The organism is Aestuariibaculum suncheonense, assembly GCF_014596935.1.
Lineage (GTDB): Bacteria > Bacteroidota > Bacteroidia > Flavobacteriales > Flavobacteriaceae > Aestuariibaculum > Aestuariibaculum suncheonense.
Genome location: NZ_JACVXC010000002.1, coordinates 250,599 through 266,589, shown reverse-complemented (window position 1 = coordinate 266,589; position 15,991 = coordinate 250,599). Strand labels below are relative to the sequence as shown.

Sequence of the window (15,991 nt, the reverse complement as noted above, 5' to 3'; positions counted from 1 at the left end):
TTATTACTTTTACACATTCATTAAAAAGCTATGATGTACCCAAATATCCCTCTTGCTCAAACTGTTATAGAGCTGTGTAAGGCTAAAGGCATTCAACATATTATAATATCTCCGGGCAGTAGAAATGCACCATTAACACTTGGTTTTTCGAACAATCCGTATTTTACATGTTATAGTATTGTTGATGAGCGTTGTGCGGCATTTTTTGCATTAGGTATTGCGCAACAAGTTAAAGCTCCTACAGCAGTAGTTTGTACTTCGGGGAGTGCTTTGCTGAATTATTATCCGGCTGTAGCGGAAGCGTTTTATAGCGATATTCCTTTAGTGGTTTTATCTGCAGACCGACCAAAGCATTTAATAGGTATTGGGGATGGGCAAACGATTAATCAGAAAAATGTTTTTGATAATCATATTCTGTACTCTGCGAATTTGAAGTTAGATTTAAAGGATGAAAACAACCTTCCGGGAAATGAAGATTTACCGATTTTTAAAAATATTGAAGATCGATTAGAACGTTTTTTAGGGCTTCAAAAGGATATTCAGTCTTATAACGAAGAGGAAATTCAAACCGCAATACATCATTCCATCATAAAACAAGGTCCAGTTCATATTAATATTCCATTTGATGAACCCTTATACCAAACGGTAGATAAATTAAGCATATCACCTAAAGTTACGGAGTTTTCTGTTAAGCAAAAAACAATTGAAACCTATACCTTGCAGGAGTGTTTGGAAGATTGGAATGCAGCCACGAAAAAGATGGTGTTGGTAGGGGTTAATCAGCCGAATGCAATAGAAAGAAAATGGCTTGATGAGTTGGCTGAAGATGATAGCGTTATTGTTTTTACAGAAACGACGTCGAATTTAAACCACGATAGTTTTTTTCCAAGTATCGATCAAATGATTGCACCGTTAACAGAGGAAGAAGAAAAGGATTTGCAACCTGATATTCTGGTAACGTTTGGCGGACTCATTGTCTCTAAAAAAATTAAAGCCTTTTTACGGAAATACCAGCCCAGAGAGCATTGGCACATAGGAAAAAAAGATGCAAACGACACCTTTTTTTGTTTGAGTAATCATCTGGAAGTCACGCCAAATCAATTTTTTGAAACCTTTTTACCTAAACTTACGCATTATGTAAAGAGTCATTATCATTCAGATTGGATGAAGGTGAGAAAGCATCGATTAGAAAAGCATCAGCAGTATATAGAACAGATTCCGTTTAGCGATTTTAAGGTGTTTGACTTTTTATTTCAAGCCATTCCTAACCATACAGTATTGCAAATAGGAAACAGTTCGGCTATCCGCTATGCTCAGTTGTTTACTTTAAATAAAACACTGGAAGTGTATTGCAATCGAGGCACCAGTGGTATAGATGGCAGCACATCTACCGCGATTGGCTGTGCCGTTGCAAACGAAAAGCAAACGACATTTATTACTGGTGATTTAAGTTTCTTCTACGATAGTAACGCACTTTGGAATAACTATATCCCTGCTAATTTTAGAATTATTGTAGTCAATAATACAGGAGGTGGTATTTTTAGAATTCTTCCAGGACATAAGGATACAGAAAACTTCGATACCTATTTTGAAACCAATCATAATTTAACAGCTAAACACTTAAGTGAGATGTATGGCTTCGAATATATAACGGCTAAGGAAGAGACCTCTTTAGAATATGCTTTAGAAGGCTTTTACGAAAAAAGTGAAAGACCAAAATTGTTGGAAGTTTTTACGCCTAAGCAGGTGAACGACAAAATTCTTTTAAACTATTTCGAATTTTTAAAGTAACGGTATTTTATAGATTTCCTCGCGTTTTGTTAATTGACGTATGTGAAATCTGTGTTATATGTGACTATTTCACTTTTACAGTGTCATAAAATTAAGTATATTTAAAACTACTAATTTTATTAATTTATAAAAGACATTATTATGAGTAAAAGAGATGAGCTTATTGCGAAATATGCTGCCGATTTAAAAGAAAAATGTGGTGTTGACGCAGATATGGATTTATTAACTAAAGTAACTATTGGTTGTGGCCCTTCAATATACAATGCCGATTCAGCAACAGTTTCAGGTTCTGATCAATCAGAATTAGACACCGTTAAAAATAATTTTTTAATAAAGAAGTTAGGTTTGGCAGACGGCCCTGCTTTAGATGCTGGTATTGAAGCGGTAATGGAGCAATACGGTAAGTCTAACCGCAATAAATACAGAGCTGTAGTTTATTATTTGTTAACTAAGCACTTCGGTAAAGAGTCCGCTTATTAGAATACACTTAATTATATAGAAAAGCGTTGTTTTTTTGTACAGCAACGCTTTTTTTATGCCTTGTATTTATTGTGATAACAATTAAAAAACTCGTGCTAATATTATTACCTTTGCAGTATGATAAATATAGGGCAAGTTAATACATTAGAAATTCTACGCGAAACCGATCATGGTGTTTATTTAGTAGATGAAGAAAATAACGAGGTTTTACTACCAAATAGATATGTTCCAGAAACCTTTAAAATTTGGGATAAGCTAGATGTTTTTGTGTATTTAGACAACGAAGAACGTGCGGTAGCTACTACCGATATGCCTTATATTAAATTAGGTGAATTCGCATTGTTGCGATGCAGTCAGGTAAACGATTTTGGAGCTTTTTTAGACTGGGGCTTGGTTAAAGAATTGTTTTGTCCGTTTAAAGAACAAGCCTTTAAAATGAAGCCGAAAGGGTGGTATTTGGTACATTGTTATATGGACGAAAAAACAGAGCGCTTAGTAGCTTCAAGTAAAACCAACCGTTTTTTAAGTAATAAAGATCTAACCGTTAAACAGTTTGATGAAGTCGATTTGATTGTATCACATCCTTCTGAAATTGGTATGAATGTCATCGTAAATAAAAAGCATACAGGTTTAATTTATAACGATCAAATTTTTACTGAATTAAGTGTAGGCGATAAGTTAAAGGGTATAGTTAAGAAGATTCGTCCTGGTAATAAATTAGATATCGCATTAGGGCAAATTGGCTATAGAAATATTGAGCCGAATGCCGAACGTATTTTAAAGGAGTTAGAAGATAATGGTGGTTATTTAGACTTAACCGATAAATCGAATCCTGAAGATATTAAAGACCTGCTTCAAATGAGTAAAAAGAACTTTAAAAAAGCAGTAGGTGCTTTATATAAAGACAAGAAAATTGAGATTAAACCAGACGGCATTTATTTAGTTTAAAATATTTTCCAATATCATAAACTCATTGATTAATTAGTTGAAAATAGGTTAGAATAAATAATTTTTAAGCTTTTACGTTCTTTTAATGAACTCATAGTTTTGGAACCCTTTAAACCAATGCTAAGGTAATCGTTGGAATTACTTGGTATTTATAACCCAAGTTCGCATTATAGTTAATAGGGGTTTCAATGCTATCTTTTTTATCCTTTATTAAACGATAAAAAGAGAAAAAATAGTTAGACAGGTATTAAGTAGTTTGGTTTGAACTATTTAATCCAGGTGATACTTTACAAAAATAATGGCATCTGTTAAATTTGTAAAAAAGGTTCTTTTAATATTAAAAAAATGATTTTCTAATTCAGCTATTTTCCTTGTTGTTCCATTATAAGTTACAGTAGCAAACACTTTTAAATTTTTAAAAGTTTCATTAAAAATTCTAGCATCTGTAACTTCAATAGCGTATGAATTAATTCTGTTTGTAATAAAGCCAAATTGACGATTTCCAAAGTATTTTTTAATTAATTCTTGCGCCTCCCAAAAATCAGGGTAACCAATGCATATTCCTTCTTTAAATTCTACTATTACGAAATTTTTAAAAATAAACAATTCACAAATGTCTAATTTTAAATGGTGCCTAACCATTTTATAGTATGGACTTTTACTTGTGGTCATATGGTTTGGTTGTTAGGTTAAAATAGTTGGTAAATATAATATAATGACATGCAAGTGTTTATGGTTTTATGATAAAAAATCAATTATTTGTAATTGTGTGAAAATGAAGATATGATTATTACATTAAGGATTATTAATTTTTGTAATAAAATACGAGGAGTTAATTGGTACTTAAAGCGTAAAATTAATACATATGCTATTTTATTCACAGAGTTTAATTATGGAGACTAAGGTATTTTCATAGTTTAAAATCCTTATTTTTGCAACATGATTAATCAAGATACTATTGTAGCTTTAGCCACTCCTTCGGGAGCAGGAGCAATTGCTGTTATTCGTTTGTCTGGTAATGATGCTATTACGATTGCCGATAGTTGTTTTAAGTCGGTAGTGAATAATAAATCACTTACCAAACAGAAAACGCACACCATTCATTTAGGTCATATTGTTGATGGACCAAAAACCATTGATGAAGTTTTGGTTTCGGTATTTAAAAACCCGAATTCCTACACAGGAGAAGATGTTGTAGAGGTATCTTGTCATGGTTCTAATTATATTCAACAGGAAATTATTCAGTTGTTTCTAAGAAAAGGATGTAGAACTGCAAAGCCGGGTGAATTTACGCTTCGTGCGTTTTTAAATGGAAAATTAGATTTAAGTCAGGCGGAAGCCGTAGCCGATTTAATTGCCAGCGATAATGAAGCATCACATCAAATCGCGATGCAACAAATGCGTGGTGGGTTTTCATCTGAAATAGCTAAACTACGTGAAGAATTATTAAACTTCGCATCCTTAATAGAATTAGAACTAGATTTTGCTGAAGAAGATGTCGAGTTTGCCGATAGATCTCAGTTTAAAGATTTAGTCAATCGCATAAGTGTGGTGTTAAAACGCTTGATCGATTCATTTGCGGTGGGTAACGTGATTAAAAATGGAATTCCTGTAGCTATTGTTGGAGAGCCAAATGTTGGTAAATCGACTTTATTAAATGCGCTTTTAAATGAAGAGCGCGCTATTGTTTCAGATATAGCAGGAACAACTCGCGATACCATTGAAGACGAAATTTCAATAGGAGGAATAGGCTTCAGGTTTATTGATACCGCTGGTATTCGTGAAACGAAAGATGTGGTGGAGAGTATTGGTATAAAAAAAACATTCGAGAAGATTGAGCAAGCTCAGGTTGTGGTGTTCTTGGCAGATAGTACCAATTTGAAAGAGGAGAGCTTTATTAAGTCTTTCAAAATTGAAATTGAAAAAATTAAAAATAAATACCCTCAAAAACCTATTGTCATTATTGCAAATAAGATTGACAAACTATCTGAAATCGAAATAGAAAATATTCAAACTCAGATTTTAGATCTACATTTATTATCGGCAAAAACAGGGTTAGGGGTAGAAGATTTAAAAGATAAATTACTGAGTTTTGTAAATACAGGTGCACTTCGTAATAATGACACTATTGTAACAAATACAAGACATTACGATTCGTTATTAAAAGCCTTGGAAGAGATTGAAAAAGTACGCTACGGTTTAGATTCTGGATTGTCGGGCGATTTATTAGCTATAGATATTCGTCAGGCTTTATATTATTTTGGCGAAATTACAGGTCAAGTTACAAACGATGAATTGCTTGGTAATATCTTTACTAATTTCTGTATCGGTAAGTAATAATATAGATAAGTCTTTGTATTGTAAGTTTTTTTTACTTTTAAATTAAACATGATAAAGAGTTTTATATCAAAGCTACTTTATTTATAAAGGCTTATTACTCAGTTTCAAGTTAGGAGTACAGCCTTTAAATTTCATAACATCACTTTACGAGATATGTCAAAATGTTAACAAAAAGGTTTTCGTAAAGTTAGTTTTTCGAACTGTCAGGTCAAGTTTAGACTAACTCACATAATGTTTTTAAAAGCTAAATTCTATATTTTTATTATATTAAGAAAAGAGGGACTTTAGTCCCTCGTGTAAAAAATATATGGCCTTTTAGTCCATAGAGGTTTAGTAAAAGGTTTCCTGAGTAGATACAACTAACATTTTATCTCTTTTCTCATAAAGAAATAATAGGCCAAGGCAAAACAAGCAATTGTTACAGATATTAAGCCACTAACTTGAGGCCAAACAATTAAAAGACTGTCTCGAATTGGTAATGAATTAGGAATTGCTCCAGCCATTTGCTCCATGCTCATAGGGCCAAGACTTCTAACTTTGGGCATTAAAAGCGTGGTTGTTGCATCGGTATATAATTGATTCGGTGCCATATGAAACAACATTTCAATCCAAGAATATGGACCAGACGAAAATATATTTGATTTTGGAACTATCACTTTAGCAATCACATTAATGATCATATTGTAGAATATCGTAAAAAATAACCAAAGACCTATTGCTGCTATTGCTGCTGTAGCGGCTTGTTTAAATCTAATTGAAAATATAATAGATAGACTAAACCAGAATTCAACATAAAAAACACATATAATAATGTAACTAAGTATTCTTACTACTTCTTCAAATTCTATGGGTACACCTGTTATAAGTAAACCTCCACCAATCATGAGAAGAGATAGGGTTAAAAACATAGTACTTATAAGAATAGTGACACTAATAAACTTGGATAGTAATAGGTTGTCTCTGTATATGGGTTGAGCCATTACTCTAATTAGTGTTCCGTTTTGTTGTTCTGAATTGATAGCATTAAATCCGAGGCTTATGCCTAATAATGGCCCTAAAAAACTAATAAATACATGGAAGGGAGGCAAGCTACCATCGGTTATGGTTAATAGTTTAAGATATATCAATAAATGATCGGGGTCTTTAGTATTAGAAATGGCCGAATTTAAATTGCTTATTGCGACATACATAGACGCAAAGAATGTAAAAACAATAATCATTAGTAAAATAATGAACTGCCAACTTCTAATGTGATCAGAAATCTCCTTTCTAACCATGGCCCAAATTGGAACACTCTTGTTTAAAGATTTACTAAATGAGAAATCAGTATAAGATATTGCCATAATTGTTGTTATACGTTTAAGTGTTGGTTTTCAAAATATTTTTGATAGATATCTTCCAATCCATAGGTTTTTTGATGAACGCCAATAATGTTATAATTCCTCTCAACCAAAAACCTTACAATGCTTGGAGTTAAAGTCTTATTACAGTTAATATAAATTTGACTATTTTCTTTGTAGATATGTTCAACTTTTGCTAGTTCCTGTAATGCCAGTTCTTCCTCCTGGGTTAATTTTACAGGTTCGCTAAGAGTAATGCTAACTTGATTTGAGGTTTGTGAAAATAGTTGTTCAGATAATTGTTCTATGTTTCCTTGTGCTAATAATTTTCCTTTTACAAAAATCCCTACACGATCGCATATTTTTTGAACCTGATTTAAATGGTGAGATGACAGTAAAACAGTAAGTCCATGCTGACGACTTAGTGTTTTAATTAGTTTTAGGAAGTCTTTAACGCCACTAGGGTCTATTCCAAGTGTGGGTTCATCCATAATGATTACTTCAGGTCCTTTAATTAAAACATCTGCCAGACCTAAGCGCTGTTTCATACCTCTTGAATATGCAGCCGTTTTGGTATTAAGAGCATTTTCCAAGCCTACAGTTTTCATAATGCTTATGGCAGATTTCTCGGCTTCTAATCTGGAAAGTCCATTTAATTGTCCTATATAAACTAAATTTTCAAGTCCGGTCATGTGATCATAAAAACCGACGTTGTCCGGCATATAACCTACTTTACTTTTTACATTTATAGGATTGGATATTGAGTTGTGTCCACAAACTTTAGCAATTCCTGATGTAGGTTCAATTAGCCCTAGCATCATAAGAATAGTCGTTGTTTTTCCGGCTCCATTAGGTCCGAGTAAACCAAAAATTTCCCCTTTATGAATATCAAGGTCTAAATGATCTACTACATTAATAGAACCATAGCGTTTTTTGAGCCCTTTGAGTTCTATAATTGATGTTTTCATGACGTATTATCTTCTTCCGTATTTGCGAATCAAAATATAAACAACAAGAATAGCTACTAATATGATTGTAGCTCCAAGTAATCCAGAAGCCAAGGAAGTCACAACTGATATTCTGAATACAGCTTCATCTTTTGTATTAGTATTTTTTGCCGTAAACGTGGTCATGTAATCGCCAGCAATAGTTTTGTCTGGTACGGTTAAGATAGCGGTTACGTTTTCTGTTTCGCCAGGAGAAAGTCTATCAATCTTTGAAGGTTTAAAAACAGCACTCCATTTTGGAGGTGTTTTACTATTCAGTTCAATATCGGTTAAACTTAAAGATCCCGTATTTTTAACGGTTAACTGGATTTCTTTTTTTTCTCCTTCAGTAATTTTATCACTTAATCTACCTGTTGCAGTGCTTATTTTCAATTCATAGGCTCCGCTTATAACAGCTTCTAAATTTAAATTTAAAGATTCCTGTGTTGATTTTGCAATTACAGGAACTTCATATTTCTTAGGTTTCGCCTCATACGATGGGTAGAATTCTAAGTTAATTATTTCCTTTTTACCACGATCGACCTGAATGGAAGTGACTTGTTTCCCTTTGGCTTTAAAAATCGCTTTCCAACCTTCAGGAACCTTAGCCGTTAGTTGGTAAATTTGATCTTCAGTTGCGTTATTTTCGAGTGTTGTGGTATAGCGAAATACCTGATCGACCGAAGTTTCAATATTAATTAAATCCGAAGAGAAAGTAGATTTTAAACCATCATTCTTTAATGGTTGTCTTTGGGCATTTAAGCTTGAAAAGATTCCAGAAACAATAAAAAAAAGAAATGTGATTGATGCGTAGTAACACTTCGAGGTGTTTAGTCTAGATAAATAATTGAATAACATAACAAAACAAAATAATTATTATTAAAAAATGAAATTGATTAATCTATTAATTATAAAATGCTTTATATACAGGCTATTTTTATTTAGTGCATGAAATTAATATTTGCGAAAAAAATATAAAAAACAGAAAATAATTTTGTGAAAATTTTAACAATCCTATTTCTTTTATTTTAATTTTGAAACACCTTTTAAGGCAAGGTTTCTAGCGGTTTGGTCGTATTTTGTACATAATTGTAAATTGAGTTTGTTTTTTCTTCAATGGATAATTTGCTGTAAGCAGTATCTTTTTTAAACTTAGATTTTTAAAAATTTATAGCTACCTTCCTCGATAATTATAAATCTAGGTTTAATGAGAATTTTAGGTATTTCGGCCTACTATCACGATTCAGCTGCTGCTATAATTGAAAATGGAAAAGTTTTATTTGCAGCTCAAGAAGAACGGTTTTCGAGAATAAAAAATGATGCTTCGTTTCCTGAAAAAGCATTACAATTTTGTTTGAATGAATCTGGATTGACTTTCGAAGATATTGATTTAATAGCTTTCTATGACAAACCTTTTTTAAAGTTTGAAAGGCTTTTAGAAACCTATTACGCTTTTGCACCTAAAGGATTTAAATCATTTACCAAGGCTATGCCTGTTTGGTTAAAGGAAAAACTCTTTATCAAGCAATTTATTAGAAAAAAAATAAAGGAGTTAGGAGCTACTAATTATAAAAGGATACCAATTAATTTTCCTGAACATCATTTATCGCATATAGCTAGTAGCTTTTATACATCTCCATTTAAAACTTCTGCTTTTTTAACTGTTGATGGCGTAGGTGAGTGGACAACTATGTCTTACGGAATTGCTTCGGGAGAAAAGGGAATTCAAGTTTTGGGTGAGTTACATTTTCCAGATTCTTTAGGACTTCTTTATTCTGCATTTACCTATTTTATAGGTTTTAAGGTTAATTCTGGAGAATATAAAATGATGGGGTTAGCGCCATATGGAGATTCTAAATCACAAAATGTGATTAATTTTAAAAGTCTTATAAGAGAGCATCTTTTGGATATAAAGGCAGATGGCTCGATTAAACTAAATATGAAGTATTTTGAGTATTCTGTGGGACTGCAGATGGTTAATTCTGTGAAATGGGAAAAGCTTTTTGGAGTAAAAAAGCGCCAACCGGATGACCAATTGCAACAGAATCATGCCGATTTGGCAATGGCGGCTCAAAACATATTAGAAGAAATACTTATCAAGCAAATAGCTTTTATAAAAGAGGAAACAGGAGAAAATAATCTTTGTCTTTCAGGAGGGGTTGCTCTTAATTGCGTAGCCAATTCAGTTTTACACAATCAAAATATATTTGATGATATTTATGTGCAACCGGCAGCAGGCGATGCGGGAGGTGCTTTGGGGGCCGCCTTGGCTTGTGCTCACATGAAAGAAAAATTACATTTTAATGGATTAAAAACACCTTTTAATGTTTATTTAGGACCTCAATTTTCAAATTTACATATTGAGAGGCTTTTGCGTAGAACGAAATGTAAGTATCAATATTTTGAGAGCAAAGAAGATTTAATTAAAACAGTATGTCAATATATAGCAGAAAAGAAGGTTATAGGATGGTTTCACGGTAGAACTGAATTTGGACCAAGAGCTTTAGGAAACCGTAGTATTTTGGCAGATGCTTCAGATCCGGAGATGCAGTATAACTTGAATATGAAAATTAAATTTAGAGAAGGATTTAGGCCATTTGCTCCTGTAGTTTGCGAAGAAGATTACGACGATTATTTCGAAGAAGGTAAACAGTCGTATTATATGTTATTTACAAGCATGGTAAAAAAATCACTTAGAAAAGACTTGCCAGAAGATTTTCAATATTTTAATTTAGAAGAGAAAAGAAAATTTGTAAAATCAGAATTACCGGCAATTACTCATATTGATTTTTCGGCGAGAGTACAGGTCGTGAAAAAAGAACTAAACCCTTTGCTCTGGCATTTAATCCAATCTTATAAAGAACGGACCGGTGTAGGTGTTTTAATTAATACAAGTTTTAATGTTAAAGATGAGCCCATTGTTAATTCTCCAGAAGATGCATATAATTGTTTTATGAATTCTGGTATGGATGTGTTAGTTTTAGAAAATTATGTAATTGTAAAATAAATGGAGTTTGTTCAAGAATTCTTTCAGTTTTTAAAAGAAAGAAAAAAGTGGTGGCTTGTGCCTTTAATAATAATATTTGTCGTTTTTGGCTTGCTAATATTTTTAACGAGTAGTTCTGCATTAGCACCATTTATTTATTCAATTTTTTAAAATATGTCTAAAGAAAAAGGCCTAGAAAGTATTATCGTTTTAATTTTAGTATCACTTGCTGTGTATATTAAATTTAATATTACTTGGTTTCTTTATATCGCTATATGTCTTGGTGTTGTAGCTTTAATTTCTAAGAAATTAACGGTAATTATAGGAGAAGCCTGGTTTTCCTTTTCGCACTATTTCGGCCTTGTAATGAATTACATTATCATGTCTTTTATTTTTTATCTCATTTTAACGCCTTTATCTTTTTTTCAACGTCTATTTGGAGGGAATCAAATATTGAAAAAAAGTAGTGATAGTAGCTATTTTTATAAACGAAATCACAGATTTGTTGAAAAAGACATAGATAAACCCTGGTGATGTGTATTGAATATGTTTTTATTCTAGATTAAGTTCATTTATGGGTTTCTTCACCTTTAAGGCATTTTTATGAGCTTCTAAAAGTGTTTGTTTCGCCAAATCTATCTTATTTAATTTAACGTAGGTTGATGATAATTGTTCTGCAGATATAATACTTTTATCTAAATAGTTGAATATAGAAAAGTAGTAAGCTGCTTTTTCAAAGTCCTGCATTTTAAAACACATTTCTCCGGCCATTTGGTAAACCTTACTTTGTTCAGGATATTCAAAAATTAAAGATTGAGCAATTCGAAGTGCCTTTTCATATTTTTTATCGTTTTCATAACTTCTATAGGCGTACGCCATAATCTGATCCCAGTTTGATATTTTCTTGTGTATATTTTGAGCCATTTGTATCTCAAATGAAGTGCTTTCGATATAGTTTAAAGGAGGGCGTTTTCCCGACATATTTAGGTTGTATGGCCATGAACTTTTTAAATCGGTGATTGTTAGTTCACCTACGATAGAATCAATTTCAGATACAGGTATGTTTGCAATGGCTTCATCATATTTTATTTCATCGTTCCAATTTTTCAAAAGTTTTAACTCTTTAATCTTGTTGTAAAATCCGTCGGCCATTAAAAATTGCCCCATAACGTTAGGATGCACATGTTCAGTTAATAATTCGTTTCCAATACTGTTGAAAGGCGAATGGGATTCAAAGATGCTTTTCATGTCAATTAATGTTGCATGGTATTTTTTTGATAGAGATTTTATAATCGTATTAATTTTTTCTGGAGCTCGAAATCTCAGCAAATCAAGTTCTTTTGCCACATGTAAATACTTTTTTGCAGAATCTTGATTTTTTTCAAGATAATGTTGCCCTAATGTATAAGCCGCCAAAGCATTTTGTTCAGCAATTTTATTTGATTTCATGTTGTCTTTAGATAATGCTTCTAAGAACGCTTGTTTGTTTGGAATGCTGTCACTTATAAAAGGTTTAATGTCTTTTTCGTTACTGACTAGGGTAGAAATGATTACCGGGATGTTATGATTTTGGTAAGTAGATAAAATACTATTTAAATTACTTTCGTATTGTTTTAGTCCCTCTTGATAAATTTTAGAGTTGAATGGAATACGTTGTTCTTTAGCCATTACCTCCATTAATGTGGTTTCTCTTTCGGAAGGTTTAGGATTATGGGATGATGATATTTTGTAATAGGTGTTTTCCAAAAATTGAAAAAAACGAAATTGTTTCAGATAAAGATAGGTTCTAATCAAATTAGGGTGCGATCCGTAAGTTATTGATGATCCCACACCCAAAGCGCCGTAATATTCATTATGACCTGCATAAATTATAACTAAATCGGGTTCTTGTTCGATTATGGCATTTGTGAAATCCCAAAGCGTATAAGAATTAACGGCGGTTATACCGGTATTAATTACCTCAATATTTTTGTTAGGAAAAGTTTGAGAAAGTCTATGTTTAAGCATACGAGGAAAAGAACCACCGCGATAATATGGAAAACCTACAACGGTAGAAGCGCCTTGAACAAAAATTCTAAATGTGCTATCGGTTTTAGTCTTTAAAAACAAATCGGATTGGTTGTCGGCTTGTAGTTCATTATCTTTAAAATATTTTTTAGCAATATGCTTGTTCATTACGAGATAATCAGTTTCGCTTTGTGTTGAAACTTTGTGAAAAAGCTTATAATCTTCACCATATCCACCAATTCTTAGTATAATTTCAAAGAGTAAAATAAAAACAAGAGGAAGTAAAATGGATATTACTTTGAATAAGGTTTGTTTTTTCATGATGAAGAATTGTACTTTTCTATATAACGATTGATTATTAGTGACATATAGTTTTGGTTAATGTAAAACTATTATTTCAAAATAAATATACACAATTTATAACAACCGGTTGTTTTTTAAAAGTGTGTTTGTTACATTTGTTAAAATAAGATATAACAAGGTTAAAATACTACATGTGATTTTAACTGTTAATTATTTGATAATCGAAAGTTTTATGGCTGCTGTTTATAAATTTTGTTAGCAGATTTATTTGTGTTAATTTTAAAAAGTGTTGTTTTAACACTTTTGATTGAGTGTTAAAACTACGTCAAAGCTCGCATGGATCTTAAAAAATGATAAAATATAGAATTCTTTTTGTTTGTGTTTTCTTTTGTGTTCGACTTTTTTCCCAAAATACCGAAGCATTAAAGCTATGGTATAATACACCTTCAGGTAATATTTGGGAAAATGCGTTACCAATAGGAAATGGCTTTCAGGCAGCCATGGTTTATGGAAATGTTGAGAAAGACATTTTTCAATTAAATGAACATAGCGTTTGGAGTGGAAGCCCGAACCGTAATGATAATCCTAATGCCTTACAAGCGCTTTCAAAAGTTAGAGAACATATTTTTAATGGTGAATATAAAGTTGCTGAAGACATCGCAAATGCTGAAATAATTACTAAAAAATCTCACGGTCAAATATTTCAACCTGTTGGTAATCTGGAATTGATATTTAATAATCATGGTAAATATTCTAATTATTACAGGGAGCTAGATCTTCAAAGGGCTGTTGCGAAAACGAGCTATAATGTTGACGGCATAACCTATGTTAGAGAAGCGTTTACGTCCTTTTCAGATAGAGTTATGGTCATTAGGCTTTCGGCAGACCAAGCTGGTAAAATTTCTTTTCTTGCGTCGTTAACGTCACCTCATGAGATAAAAGACATTGAAATTAAAGACAATAACGACATATCACTTTGGGGTACAACAAGTGATCATGAGGGGGTAAAAGGTTTGGTGAAATTTAATGCCTTAGCCAGAATAAAAACAGATGGAGGTTCGGTAAGTAAAGATGGGGATTTCCTTGCGGTAAAGAATGCCAACAGCGTTACCATAATGGTTTCCATCGCAACTAATTTTAATACTTATAATGATATAAGTGGTGATGAGATTGCTCGGGCTAAAGCGTATCTGGATAAAGTCTTCAATAAAAATTATGAAGAAATTAAGGCCAATCACATAAAGTTATATCAGAATTATTTTAATCGAGTAAAGCTGGATTTAGGTATAACAGAATCAAGTAAATACCCTACCGATGAACGCTTAAAAAACTTTAGAAGTGTTGACGATCCATCTTTTGTTACTTTATATTATCAGTACGGAAGATATCTTTTAATTTCTTCATCCCAACCAGGCGGGCAACCTGCCAATCTTCAAGGTATTTGGAATGGGGCTTTAAAACCAGCTTGGGATAGTAAGTATACCATTAATATTAATACTGAAATGAACTATTGGCCGGCTGAAAAAACAAACCTTTCAGAGATGCATGAACCTTTATTAAAAATGATTCAGGAACTTGCAGAAACTGGTAAGCAAACCGCAAAAGACATGTATGGTGCAGATGGTTGGGTTGCTCATCATAATACCGATATTTGGAGGATTACAGGACCTGTAGATGGCTCTTTTTGGGGGATATGGAATGGCGGTGGCGCCTGGTTAACGCAACATTTGTGGGAACATTATTTGTATTCTGGTGATGTGAATTTTTTAGAATCTGTGTATCCAGTTATAAAAGGAGCAGCATCGTTTTATAAAGACTTTTTAGTAGAACATCCCAAATATAAATGGTTAGTTGTCGCTCCAGGGAACTCACCTGAAAATGCACCTAAAGAACATCAAGGGGCTTCTATAACAGCCGGATCTACTATGGATAATCAATTGGTGTTTGATGTATTTAGTGTTGTTATTCAAGCTTCAGAAATATTAAAAAAGGATGAAGAATTTGCATATAAAATTGAGGAGCTTAAAAAGCGATTGCCACCCATGCAAATTGGTAAACACAATCAATTGCAAGAGTGGTTAGATGATGTAGATAGTCCAGATGATAAACATCGTCATATTTCACATTTGTATGGCTTGTATCCTTCAAATCAAATTTCGCCTTATAGAAACCCAATGCTTTTTGCCGCAGCAAGAAATACCCTTTTGCAAAGAGGAGATGTCTCTACAGGCTGGAGTATGGGATGGAAAGTGAATTGGTGGGCTAAAATGCAGGATGGAAACCATGCTTTTAAACTCATTCAAAATCAATTAACTCCAATGGGTACTGTTGATGGAGGAGGAGGTACATATAATAATCTTTTTGATGCGCATCCTCCATTTCAAATTGATGGAAATTTTGGTTGTACTTCTGGGATTACTGAAATGTTAATGCAGAGTTCTGATGGGGCTGTACACTTGTTGCCAGCCTTACCCGATAATTTTAAAAAGGGTTATGTAAGTGGCTTAAAAACAAGAGGAGGCTTTGAGATTTTGGATATGAAATGGGAAAATGGAGAACTGGTTTCAGTCAAAATTAAATCGTATTTAGGCGGTAACCTTCGTTTAAGAGTACCAAATGAATTATCATTAGATAAACATATAAAAAAGGCCTCAGGAGATAATACAAATCATTTTTTCAAGACAAATCCGATTAAAGCGCCCGTAATCTCAGATGGCTCAAAATTAACTCCATTAACATTAAAACCAACGTATTTATATGATGTTTCTACGAAAAAAGGGAATTCATATAGTTTTAAAATGAAATAATTC

General features: G+C 32.6%; 13 protein-coding genes. 8 read left to right on the top strand and 5 right to left on the bottom strand.

From position 1 onward, the window contains the following. The first annotated feature begins 30 nt into the window (after positions 1 to 30). From menD to ICJ84_RS06755, 3 genes are all read left to right on the top strand, one after another. On the top strand, positions 31 to 1,791 hold the full coding sequence (menD, locus tag ICJ84_RS06765) for a 2-succinyl-5-enolpyruvyl-6-hydroxy-3-cyclohexene-1-carboxylate synthase (protein WP_188215617.1): 1,761 nt from the start codon (positions 31 to 33) through the stop codon (positions 1,789 to 1,791). Between the two features lie 141 nt (positions 1,792 to 1,932). Next, the gene (locus ICJ84_RS06760) at positions 1,933 to 2,271 is read left to right on the top strand and encodes a DUF2853 family protein (RefSeq protein WP_188215616.1); all 339 of its coding nucleotides are present in this window, start codon (positions 1,933 to 1,935) and stop codon (positions 2,269 to 2,271) included. A 117-nt stretch (positions 2,272 to 2,388) separates the two neighbouring features. Beyond that, a complete protein-coding gene (locus ICJ84_RS06755) occupies positions 2,389 to 3,219 on the top strand; it encodes a CvfB family protein (protein WP_188215615.1) in 831 nt (276 codons plus the stop codon). Between the two features lie 270 nt (positions 3,220 to 3,489). Here the strand turns inward: ICJ84_RS06755 and ICJ84_RS06750 are convergent, their stop codons facing one another. Next, on the bottom strand, positions 3,490 to 3,891 hold the full coding sequence (locus ICJ84_RS06750) for a hypothetical protein (RefSeq protein ID WP_188215614.1): 402 nt from the start codon (positions 3,889 to 3,891) through the stop codon (positions 3,490 to 3,492). 267 nt (positions 3,892 to 4,158) lie between these two features. On the opposite strand from ICJ84_RS06750, the gene mnmE reads away from it, so the two are divergent. Next, entirely contained in the window at positions 4,159 to 5,556 is a 1,398-nt protein-coding gene (mnmE, locus tag ICJ84_RS06745) for a tRNA uridine-5-carboxymethylaminomethyl(34) synthesis GTPase MnmE (RefSeq protein ID WP_188215613.1), read from the top strand. 362 nt (positions 5,557 to 5,918) lie between these two features. On the opposite strand, the gene ICJ84_RS06740 is transcribed toward mnmE, so the two are convergent. The 3 genes from ICJ84_RS06740 to ICJ84_RS06730 are packed head-to-tail and all read right to left on the bottom strand — an operon-like array spanning position 5,919 to position 8,743. Continuing rightward, positions 5,919 to 6,902, bottom strand: a complete 984-nt coding sequence (locus ICJ84_RS06740) for an ABC transporter permease (protein WP_206688685.1) — start codon at positions 6,900 to 6,902, stop codon at positions 5,919 to 5,921. A gap of 8 nt (positions 6,903 to 6,910) precedes the next feature. Then, the gene (locus ICJ84_RS06735; RefSeq protein ID WP_188215612.1) at positions 6,911 to 7,867 is read right to left on the bottom strand and encodes an ABC transporter ATP-binding protein; all 957 of its coding nucleotides are present in this window, start codon (positions 7,865 to 7,867) and stop codon (positions 6,911 to 6,913) included. 6 nt (positions 7,868 to 7,873) lie between these two features. Next, the gene (locus ICJ84_RS06730) at positions 7,874 to 8,743 is read right to left on the bottom strand and encodes a COG1470 family protein (protein WP_188215611.1); all 870 of its coding nucleotides are present in this window, start codon (positions 8,741 to 8,743) and stop codon (positions 7,874 to 7,876) included. 349 nt (positions 8,744 to 9,092) lie between these two features. On the opposite strand from ICJ84_RS06730, the gene ICJ84_RS06725 reads away from it, so the two are divergent. The 3 genes from ICJ84_RS06725 to ICJ84_RS06720 are packed head-to-tail and all read left to right on the top strand — an operon-like array spanning position 9,093 to position 11,405. Further along, positions 9,093 to 10,892 carry a carbamoyltransferase family protein gene (locus ICJ84_RS06725; RefSeq protein WP_188215610.1) on the top strand — a complete coding sequence of 600 codons (1,800 nt, stop codon included), beginning with the start codon at positions 9,093 to 9,095 and terminating at the stop codon, positions 10,890 to 10,892. After that, positions 10,893 to 11,042: a DUF5989 family protein gene (locus ICJ84_RS16985; protein WP_241748715.1), complete on the top strand. Its 150-nt coding sequence runs from the start codon at positions 10,893 to 10,895 to the stop codon at positions 11,040 to 11,042. Between the two features lie 3 nt (positions 11,043 to 11,045). Beyond that, positions 11,046 to 11,405, top strand: coding sequence for an SxtJ family membrane protein (locus ICJ84_RS06720; protein ID WP_188215609.1), 360 nt, complete (start codon positions 11,046 to 11,048; stop codon positions 11,403 to 11,405). A gap of 18 nt (positions 11,406 to 11,423) precedes the next feature. Here ICJ84_RS06720 and ICJ84_RS06715 read toward each other — a convergent pair whose 3' ends face one another. Then, a complete protein-coding gene (locus ICJ84_RS06715; RefSeq protein WP_188215608.1) occupies positions 11,424 to 13,199 on the bottom strand; it encodes a hypothetical protein in 1,776 nt (591 codons plus the stop codon). Between the two features lie 332 nt (positions 13,200 to 13,531). On the opposite strand from ICJ84_RS06715, the gene ICJ84_RS06710 reads away from it, so the two are divergent. Continuing rightward, the gene (locus tag ICJ84_RS06710) at positions 13,532 to 15,988 is read left to right on the top strand and encodes a glycoside hydrolase family 95 protein (protein WP_188215607.1); all 2,457 of its coding nucleotides are present in this window, start codon (positions 13,532 to 13,534) and stop codon (positions 15,986 to 15,988) included. Positions 15,989 to 15,991 lie beyond the last annotated feature (3 nt).

Excerpts from the sequence above, each read along its gene's own strand:
- menD (WP_188215617.1), top strand. The coding sequence starts at position 31 with ATGATGTACCCAAATATCCCTCTTGCTCAAACTGTTATAGAGCTGTGT.
- ICJ84_RS06760 (WP_188215616.1), top strand. The coding sequence starts at position 1,933 with ATGAGTAAAAGAGATGAGCTTATTGCGAAATATGCTGCCGATTTAAAA.
- ICJ84_RS06755 (WP_188215615.1), top strand. The coding sequence starts at position 2,389 with ATGATAAATATAGGGCAAGTTAATACATTAGAAATTCTACGCGAAACC.
- ICJ84_RS06750 (WP_188215614.1), bottom strand. The coding sequence starts at position 3,891 with ATGACCACAAGTAAAAGTCCATACTATAAAATGGTTAGGCACCATTTA.
- mnmE (WP_188215613.1), top strand. The coding sequence starts at position 4,159 with ATGATTAATCAAGATACTATTGTAGCTTTAGCCACTCCTTCGGGAGCA.
- ICJ84_RS06740 (WP_206688685.1), bottom strand. The coding sequence starts at position 6,902 with ATGGCAATATCTTATACTGATTTCTCATTTAGTAAATCTTTAAACAAG.
- ICJ84_RS06735 (WP_188215612.1), bottom strand. The coding sequence starts at position 7,867 with ATGAAAACATCAATTATAGAACTCAAAGGGCTCAAAAAACGCTATGGT.
- ICJ84_RS06730 (WP_188215611.1), bottom strand. The coding sequence starts at position 8,743 with ATGTTATTCAATTATTTATCTAGACTAAACACCTCGAAGTGTTACTAC.
- ICJ84_RS06725 (WP_188215610.1), top strand. The coding sequence starts at position 9,093 with ATGAGAATTTTAGGTATTTCGGCCTACTATCACGATTCAGCTGCTGCT.
- ICJ84_RS16985 (WP_241748715.1), top strand. The coding sequence starts at position 10,893 with ATGGAGTTTGTTCAAGAATTCTTTCAGTTTTTAAAAGAAAGAAAAAAG.
- ICJ84_RS06720 (WP_188215609.1), top strand. The coding sequence starts at position 11,046 with ATGTCTAAAGAAAAAGGCCTAGAAAGTATTATCGTTTTAATTTTAGTA.
- ICJ84_RS06715 (WP_188215608.1), bottom strand. The coding sequence starts at position 13,199 with ATGAAAAAACAAACCTTATTCAAAGTAATATCCATTTTACTTCCTCTT.
- ICJ84_RS06710 (WP_188215607.1), top strand. The coding sequence starts at position 13,532 with ATGATAAAATATAGAATTCTTTTTGTTTGTGTTTTCTTTTGTGTTCGA.